Source organism: Thermoanaerobaculia bacterium (assembly GCA_035717485.1).
GTDB lineage: Bacteria > Acidobacteriota > Thermoanaerobaculia > UBA5066 > DATFVB01 > DATFVB01.
In genome coordinates this window covers 1-8,704 of record DASTIQ010000115.1, presented here as the reverse complement: position 1 = coordinate 8,704, position 8,704 = coordinate 1, and the positions used below count along the sequence as shown (strand labels likewise).

Here is an 8,704-nt window from a genome sequence, read left to right as displayed (position 1 = left end):
GTGCGCGGCGAGGAGGAAGTCGGCAACCCGCCGGGCGTCGGCGGCCAGCCGCGGCTCCCGGAGGTCGCGTGACGCGCGGGCGAGCGCCGACACGGCGAGCGCGTTCCACGAGGTGAGGACCTTGTCGTCCCGGGCCGGCGGCACGCGGCGGGCGCGGACCTCCTCCAGCCGGCGGGCGTCCGCCTCGAGCCGCCGGCGGATTCCTCCGGGATCGCCGCCGTGTTTCTTTGCGAGCGCCGCGTCGCTTCCGACGCGCCGCGGAAGGTTCTTTCCGCGTCCTTCCGCGAATTCCGCCGGCGTGTTCCCGCGCTCGGAGATTCCGAACGCCTCCCGCCAGAGCGGCGCTTCCCGCGGACCGAGCGCGGCGTCGACCTCCGCCGCCGTCCAGAGGTAGTACTTGCCCTCGACGCCTTCCGAATCGGCGTCGAGCCCGGACGCGTACGCCCCTTCGGCGGTCTTCATGTCACGCTCCAGCCATCCGGCGATCGCGCGGGCGGTGTCGCCGTACCCGGCGTCGCCGAACCGCCGGGAAGCGGCTGCGTACGCGGAGAGGAGCTGCGCGTTGTCGTAGAGCATCTTCTCGAAGTGCGGAACGAACCATTCCGCGTCGACCGAGTACCGGTGGAATCCGCCGCCGACCTGGTCGAACACGCCGCCGTCCTGCATGGCGTCGAGCGTCCGCCGGAGCATCGCGACGGAGCGCCCGTCCTCTCGCGCGGCGAGGAATTCGAGCGCGCCGTGCGGCGGGAACTTCGGCGCCTGCGAGAAGCCGCCGTGCTCCGGGTCGAATCTCCGCGCGAGCTCCTCCGCGACGGACGCGGAGAACGCCGCGTCGAGCGGAGCCGCGTGCTCCTTCGGGGGAGACGCGATCGCCCCGCGAACGGCCGCCTCGACCTCTTTCGCCTGCGACTCGGCTTCGGCGCGGTGGCTCTTCCAGTATTCGGCGATCCGCGGCAGGAGCGTGCGCATTCCGGCGCGGCCGTGCGCGTCTCCGGGGGGGAAGTAGGTTCCGGCGAAGAACGGGAGCCCGTCGGGCGTGAGGACGGCGGTCAGCGGCCATCCTCCGGAGCGGGTCAGGAGCTGGCAGGCCGTCATGTACACGTTGTCGATGTCGGGCCGCTCCTCGCGGTCGACCTTGATCGAAACGAAATCGCGGTTCATGAGGGCGGCGATCTCGGTGTTCTCGAAGGATTCGCGCTCCATGACGTGGCACCAGTGGCACGTCGAATAGCCGATCGAGAGGAAGACCGGCTTCCCCTCGCGTTTCGCCTTCTCGAACGCCTCGTCGCCCCACGGATACCAGTCGACGGGATTTCCGGCGTGCTGCAGGAGGTACGGGCTCGATTCCTGCGCGAGTCGGTTCGCGGGCTCTCCCATGTGGCCGAAGGCTAGCACCACCGCGGCGGCGAGCGGCGCGACCCGGCGGCGGGTCACCGCCGGCCGGCGATGTCGCCGAGCGTGACGTTCAGGACGAAGTCGCGCTCGGCGGTGAGCTTCCGGAAAGAGCGGCGGAGGATCCGCGCGACGCGGTCGGCGCCCTCCGGGCCCACGCAGAGAAGGTCGGGGGAAACCGCGGTGACGACGCGCGAGAGCGGGATCTCGCCGAGGGGGAGCGCGACGTGGAAAGCCTCTTCGCGCGCCCCGTCGAGGAGCCCGTCCTCGCGGAGCTGCGCGGCGAGCGGGTCGATTTCCCCCGACGGGCGGCCGAGGTCCCTCTGGAGATCTTCGAGACGGGCGGGCGACTTCGCCGCCCGCAGCAGGAGCCGAACGGCGAGCTCCGCCCGGCCTTCGCCCTCCCGGCTCAGCGTCGCGATGCGGCCGGCGTCGAGGACGAACGTGAGTTCGACGCCCGCGAGCACGAGCTCCCAGAAGAGGAAGAGGGCGATCAGCAGCAGGAGGACGAGCGAGAGGGATCCGTAGATGATGTTGATCGTCGGGAACAGCCTGAAGTACAGCGCGAAACCCACCTTGATGACGCGCAGGAGGAGCGCGACGATCCCCGCCGCGAACGCGGCGGAGGGCCAGGAGACGGGGGCGTTCGGGATGAACTTGTAGAGGAGCGTGAGCGCGGCTGCGACGACGAGCGTGGCGAAGAACCGGTCCACGACCGCCGACGTGAAGAGGCTCTCGAAAGCGAGGCGTTTCCGCAGCTCGGCGAGGCCGGTCAGGAGCTCGCCGATCAGGAGCGCCCCGATGAAGAGTCCCATCGTGTAGGTCGCGACCCGTGCGAGGAGGCGCTTGCGCTTCGGCGCCCCCCACACGTGATTGACCGTGTTCTCGATGATGAAGATGAGGCGGAGAGACGTCGCGAGGAGCGCGATGAGCCCGATTCCCGAGACCGCTTTGGCGGAGTCGATGAACTCCCGCAGGTTCGCGGTGATCCGCGCGCTCTGGTAAGGCAGAGCGAAGTTGATCGCGTCGAGGATCGCGCGGTCGTTCTGGCGGAAGAACGTCGCGAGGAGCATGGCGAGCGTCGCGACGAGCGGCACCGCCATGACGAGCGTCGAGAACGTGAGGGAGGCGGCGAGATCGTCGCCGCGGTCGGCGTAGAAGCCCTTCAGGGTCTGGACGAGAACGCGGCGAACCCTCCGGAGCCCGCCGCGGCCGTCGTTCACGGCAGATCCTCCGTCTGGTTCTGAACGGGCAGCGTGACGTCGAAGCGGAGCTCGGCGCGAATCCGGTCGGCGAGCGCGCGGCGCGCCGGGTCTTCTCCGTGGACGAGGAAGGTCCGGCGCGGCGGCTCGGGGATCTTCGAGATCCATTCGAGGAGCTCGCCCTGGTCGGCGTGCGCCGAAAGCGACGGGATCTTCTCGATCCGCGCGCGCACGGGCACGTCCTCGCCGTGGATCCGCGCGACGGTCGCGCCGTTCTCGATCGCGCGGCCGAGCGTTTCCTCCGCCTGGTACCCGACGAAGAGGAGCGTCGTCGAGGGGTCGGGGAGGCGCACGCGGAGGTGGTGCAGGATCCGGCCGCCGTTGAGCATCCCGGAGGCGGAGATGATCACGCCCGGGCCGCCCATGCGGTTGAGGCTCTTCGATTCGTCCACCGTCCGCATGAGGTGCACCCACCGGCCGTCGATCGGCGAGACGTTCTCGTCCTCGAGCTCGCGCGTTTCGAGATCGTGCTCGGAAGTGAAGTCGCGGTAGATCTCGACCGCGGAGACCGCCATCGGGGAATCGACCCAGATGGGCAGGTCGTCGGGAATCTTCTTTTCCCGCTGCAGCTGGCGAAGGTAATAGAGGATCTCCTGGGTGCGTCCGACCGCGAACGCCGGAATGAGGAGCATCCCCTTTCGCGCGACGACGTCGCAGACGACGCGCTCGAGAGCGGCGAGCGGGGACTCGTCGCCGTGCGTGCGATCGCCGTAGGTCGACTCGAGGAGGAGGGTGCTCGCCGCGAGGATCGGTTCCGGGTCCTTCAGGATGGGGACGTCGCGGCGGCCGACGTCTCCCGAGAAGAGGACGGACGCGGCTCCCGCCTGCACGCGGATGAAGGCGGCGCCGATGATGTGGCCGACGCGGTGGAACGAGAACTCGATGCCCGTCAGGATTCTCGAGGGGGAGTCGAAGGGGATGGGGGAGAGGAGGTTCAGCGCGCGGTTGGCGTCCTCTTCCGTGAAAAGCGGTTCGGCCGGCTTGTGGCGCGAATAGCCTTTCTGGTTCGCGTACTGGGCTTCTTCCTCCTGGAGGCGGCCGGCGTCGGGAAGAAGGTAGCGGAGCAGCGCTTTCGTCGGCGCGGAGCAGTAGACGGGGCCGGTGTACCCCTGCCGGACGAGGCGCGGCAGGTATCCCGTGTGGTCGATGTGCGCGTGCGTCAGGAGGATGGCCCGGATCTTCGACACGTCCGTCGGAAGCGGCTCCCAGTTCTTCGCGCGGAGGGCGGATCCTCCCTGGAACAGGCCGCAGTCGACGAGGATCGTGTTCCGGTCGGTTTCGAGAAGGTAGCGCGACCCGGTCACCGTGCCGCTCGCCCCCAGAAACGTCAGGCGCTGCATCGGGGGGAAGATATCCCAGCCCGTCGGGCGCGACGGGGTTTGCGAATCCGCGAGCGGCGAACCGGGGGCCCGGACGGAAAATCGCGAGTCGGCGGGTCGCGGGTCGAAACGAGCGGGGCGCGGGTCCGCGGCCGGATTCGCGATCCGAGCCCCGCGAGCGTCGGCGAATGCGACGACGGCACATTTCTTGCGATAAGCTCCGACCTTTAATGGAGGATAACGTGGGCAAAGACTCCTTCGATAAAACGCGCGATTTCGTGGACGAGAAGATCGATCGGACGAAGGAATACCTCGGCGCCTCGTTCGCGAAGACTCGCGAGCGGGTCGATGATCTCCTGAGCGACGCACGCAAGAGCTGGGGCCCCGTGAGCTCCCGGATCGACGATCAGTGGGAGCAGCTTTCCGAGGATCTCCGCAAGTACGTCAAGAGCAATCCGCTGCGCGCCGTCGGTTACGCCGCCGGAATCGGCCTGATCCTGGGACTCTGGATCGGCCGTCGCGGCGACTGATCGATTCCGCGATGCGTCGGCGGCGGCGTTCCGCGCTTCCGCTCTGGGTCGCCGGAGCCGCCCTCCTTTCGCTCGCCGTGTATCTCGGCCGCCGGCGCGGCCGGCTCATGTTCGCCGCGCTTTCCGGCGCGCTGACGGATCGCGCGCTGAGGGCGTTGGCCGAGACGTTCCGCGAAGAAGAGACGGCATAGCCGGCGCGGCCGTACATCGAGCGAATACGCGCGTCCCCGCCCGCGTCTGGCCGCGCCTCGACGCGTCGATGAGCTCGGGGCGCCTGGCCACGCTACTATCTGCTCGATGACGTATCGTTCGGCCGGCCCGGCGCTGTCGACCTTCGCCGGCAGCGCGGGTTGAGCCTGCAAGCTGGGTCAGTTCGACCTTGCGGCCGTGCTCTCGAAAATGCCTCCGTCCCGTGATGCGAACCTGCTCGCCGGGTTCGGCCGGTCCGAGGACGCCTCCGCCTACCGCCTGGGCGACGGCCGGGCGCTCGTCCAGACGGTCGATTACTTCACTCCGGTCGTCGACGATCCTCGTCTCTTCGGTCGCATCGCCGCCGCCAACGCCCTTTCGGACCTCTACGCCGCCGGGGCGCGCCCGGCTCTCGCGCTCGCGATCGCGGCTTTTCCTTCGGAAGTCCTCTCGATCGACGTGCTCGAAGCGATCCTGAGCGGAGGGGCCGAGAAGGTCGTCGAAGCGGGCGCGACCCTCTCGGGAGGGCACACGATCGATCACGACGTGCCGATCTACGGCCTCGCCGCGACCGGCTTCGCGCGCGAGAGCGACCTGACCGACCACGCGGCGGCGAAGCCGGGCGACGACCTGGTTCTGACGAAACCGCTGGGCGTCGGCGTGCTCGTTTCGGCGGGGCGCGCGGATTCGCTCGGCGGGCTGTTCCATCGCCGCCTCGTCGGCGACGACACGCTCGAACGGCTCGGCGAGCAGATGGCCGCGCTGAACGCCGCGGCCGCCGCCGCGATGCCCGAGTTCGGCGTGCGGGCCGCGACGGACATCACGGGCTACGGACTCCTCGGCCACGCGCTGAACCTGATGGAGGCGTCGGGGACCACCGCCCTGTTCTCGCTCGGGCGCATCCCGGTGATCCCCGAGGCCCGTCCGCTCGCCCGGCGGGGCATCGCCCCGGACGGCTCCCGCAAGAATTTCCGGAACCTCCGCCCGAAGACCGCCTGGACCGCGCCCTGGTCCGACGATGCCTTCCTCCTCCTGGTCGACGCGCAGACGTCCGGCGGCCTGCTCGTGTGCGTTCCGAACGGCCGAGGGGAGGAATACGCCTCGCGATGCCGGGACGCCGGCGCGGGGTCGGCCGCGGTCGTGGGGAAAGTCGTTCCCCGCGGGAATTCTCCTCTCGCCGTCGAAGCCTAGGGTTCCGGGCGTTGCTCCGGTCGGAGCGCCCGGCCAGCGGCAAGTCGGCCTCGATGAAGGCGATGCGGTGCCGTCGTCGAGCCGCTTTCGCGCGGCAGATTGTGTCGCGCCGCCCGCACCCGAAGGGAGCCGCCGATCCGGAACGATGGCGGCTTCGCGCCGCGGGCCTTCCCCGCGCCTTCCCTCGTTCCCGAGCCGCGGGCGCCGGTGTGGTCGCCATCCCCGTGCCGGGCCACGGATCATCGGTTACTCTTGTGTCCCGAATCGAGCGTCCGACGCCCGCCCCGCGGGCGGTTCGCGCCCGAACGGCCTTGGAAAGGAGCCCCTGATGCCCTCGGACGAGAAGTGGACCCCGGTCGCCATGGTGCCCGACGACGTGGAAGCGGACCTGATCCGCGGCTTCCTCGAATCCGAGGGGATCGAGGCGCAGATCGACAACCGCAAGTTTCACATGGAGCCGGTCAATTTCGGCGACCTCACCGGAATCGCGGTTCTCACGCAGCCGGCGGACGTGGAGCGGGCCCGGGCCCTCCTCGCCAGGCGCGACCGGGAATTCGACCGACTCCAGGATACGGGCGACCGCAGCTCGATCCTGACGGATTCCGGTCCCGCCGACGCTCCGGAGGAGCCCGGAGACTGATGGAGCCCGGCTCCCACGTCGGCCGTTTTCGGATCGAGCGCCCGCTCGGGCAGGGCGCGATGGGGAACGTCTACCTCGCCGTCGATCCGGAGATCGAGCGTCAGGTCGCGATCAAGATCGTCCGCACGGATCTGACCGACTCCGATCGGCGGGACGAGGTCGAGACGCGGTTCCTTCGCGAAGCGAAGATCGCCGGCCGCCTGCAGCACCCGAACATCGTCACGATCTACGATGTCGGCCGGGAAGGGGAGAGCACGTTCATCGCCATGGAGTACGTCGAAGGACGGCCGCTCGCGAAGCTCCTCCGCCCCGACGTGCCTCTCTCCGACGCCCAGCGGTTCCTGATCGCCCGCCAGACCGCCGAGGCGCTCGCGCACGCGCACGAGCGACAGGTCGTCCACCGCGACGTCAAGCCGGGAAACATCCTGATCCGGAGCGACGGCGTCGTGAAGGTCTCGGACTTCGGGATCGGGAAGCTCCTGACCGGAGGCGAGGACGTGACGCGGACCGGAATGATGGTCGGGAGCCCTTCCTACATGTCGCCGGAGCAGATCCGCGGCGACACGCTCGACGGACGATCGGACATCTTCTCGTTCGGCGTCGTGCTGTACGAGATGTTCACCGGCGCGCGCCCCTTCCCCGGCGACACCGTGACCGCGCTCGTGTACCAGATCCTGCACACCGAGCCGCGCGACCCCGCTTCGATCCGGCCGGATCTTCCGCCGATGACGTCGGAGATCATCCGCCGCGCCCTCGCGAAGAAGCGCGAGGAGCGGTATCCCGACGCCCGGGCGCTCCTCCGCGACCTGCATCGCGCCGGCGGGTCGTCGATGCGTGACTCGCGGCCGACCCCGGTCGTCCAGGAATTCCGGATGCCGGTTCCGACGCCGATCCCCGCGCGGACCGCCTCCACGGCCGGAGCCCCGGCTCTCGCGGCGGCCCCGGCGGCCGCGGCGGTTTCCGCGTCCGGGTCGGGACCGACCGTCATCGTCGAACGGCGCGGAGGCGCGGCGCTGCTCTTCGGCATCGCGGCGCTCGTCCTCGCGGCCGCCGCTTTCCTCTTCGTCATCACGCAGCCGCGCCGCGCCGCGTCGATCTTCGCGGGGGTGACGAAGGCCGCCGCTCCTCCGGCGCCGGCGCCTCCGCCGGTTCCGGCCGTGACCGCGCCTCCCGCCACGTCCGCGTCCGCCTCGAGCTCCGTCGCGCTTGCGCCGCCCCCCTCCGTACCGGCGCCCGCGACCTCGCCGGCCGCCGCTCCGGACTCCGCCGGCCCGGCCGCGACGACGTCCCCCGAGTCGTCCTCGGTCGGCCGCACCAAGGACAACCGGAAGACCTCGTCGGATTCAGCGGCGGCTCGTCCCTCGACGAAGACCGCGCCGGCCGTGCCGCCGCCCATCACGGGTGCGCCGGAGGGCCCGGCTCCCGCCCCCGCATCGGACGTCGTGTTCGACAACGTCTACCACGCGCGGCGCGCGATGAAGTTCCAGTTCAGCCCGGACCAGGCGCGATTGTCCGTCGACGGCAAGTACATCGGGATCGCCGACGACTGGGACGATCACGGCGGGGGAAAACCCTTCCCGCTCGCGCCGGGAATCCATCGGCTGAAAGCGACGCTTCCCGGATATCGCGATCTGAACATCCAGATCGTCGTCGCCCCTTCCGCCCCGAAAGACGTCGAGTCGGCGGGCGACGAGATGAAACGGATCTCGAAGGATCCGTTCTCGAAGATCCCGAAGCTCGACTACGGGACCCAGGGGGAGGTCTTCTTCGACGCGCCGCTCGGTTCCGCGCGCGTCCTCGTCGACGGTCACGAGCAGGGAATCGGGTCGATCTTCACGGCGGCCCAGCCGCTGACGCTCTCCGGCCCGATGGTCCACGACGTGCTGCTGACCGACGGCGCGAAATCGAAAGCCCTCCGAATCCTCGTGTCGTCGACCGCGGACAGGAACCGGGTCCTCATCAAGGAAAAGCTGAAGTAGAGATTTCCCTTGGAGCCTCGAGACGCCGCCGTAATCCGAGCCCTGCGAGCGTCGCGGCGGCGGGGACTCCCATCCGATCCCTCGCGGGGCGCCGGAGCGGTCGAGGGCTTGGCCCGAGCCGCGGGAGGCCGCCGCGCGGAAAGTCTCCCGAGTAACCGCAGGGAGGAGGTCCGCGCGGCGAGAGCCGCCGCGATCCGAGCCC

General features: G+C 70.0%; 8 protein-coding genes. 5 read left to right on the top strand and 3 right to left on the bottom strand.

What is annotated here, in order from left to right; all coding sequences use genetic code 11:
- The 3 genes from VFS34_06190 to VFS34_06180 form a co-directional block, all read right to left on the bottom strand.
- Positions 1–1,434: thioredoxin domain-containing protein (locus VFS34_06190; GenBank protein HET9794034.1), on the bottom strand; the 1,434-nt coding region annotated here is incomplete at its 3' end.
- Positions 1,431–2,615 (bottom strand): YihY family inner membrane protein, encoded by a 1,185-nt coding sequence (locus VFS34_06185; protein HET9794033.1) that lies wholly within the window; start codon positions 2,613–2,615, stop codon positions 1,431–1,433. The genes VFS34_06190 and VFS34_06185, both read right to left, overlap by 4 nt.
- Positions 2,612–3,994, bottom strand: coding sequence for an MBL fold metallo-hydrolase (locus VFS34_06180; protein ID HET9794032.1), 1,383 nt, complete (start codon positions 3,992–3,994; stop codon positions 2,612–2,614). The genes VFS34_06185 and VFS34_06180 overlap by 4 nt, the downstream gene beginning before the upstream one ends.
- A 221-nt stretch (positions 3,995–4,215) precedes the next feature.
- Between VFS34_06180 and VFS34_06175 the strand changes: the two genes are divergently transcribed.
- From VFS34_06175 to VFS34_06155, 5 genes are all read left to right on the top strand, one after another.
- Positions 4,216–4,503 (top strand): hypothetical protein, encoded by a 288-nt coding sequence (locus VFS34_06175; protein HET9794031.1) that lies wholly within the window; start codon positions 4,216–4,218, stop codon positions 4,501–4,503.
- 11 nt (positions 4,504–4,514) lie between these two features.
- A complete protein-coding gene (locus tag VFS34_06170) occupies positions 4,515–4,694 on the top strand; it encodes a hypothetical protein (protein HET9794030.1) in 180 nt (59 codons plus the stop codon).
- 172 nt (positions 4,695–4,866) lie between these two features.
- On the top strand, positions 4,867–5,883 hold the full coding sequence (gene selD / locus VFS34_06165) for a selenide, water dikinase SelD (GenBank protein ID HET9794029.1): 1,017 nt from the start codon (positions 4,867–4,869) through the stop codon (positions 5,881–5,883).
- A gap of 328 nt (positions 5,884–6,211) precedes the next feature.
- Positions 6,212–6,523, top strand: coding sequence for a DUF2007 domain-containing protein (locus VFS34_06160; GenBank protein ID HET9794028.1), 312 nt, complete (start codon positions 6,212–6,214; stop codon positions 6,521–6,523).
- Positions 6,523–8,502, top strand: coding sequence for a serine/threonine-protein kinase (locus VFS34_06155; GenBank protein ID HET9794027.1), 1,980 nt, complete (start codon positions 6,523–6,525; stop codon positions 8,500–8,502). The genes VFS34_06160 and VFS34_06155 overlap by 1 nt, the downstream gene beginning before the upstream one ends.
- Positions 8,503–8,704 lie beyond the last annotated feature (202 nt).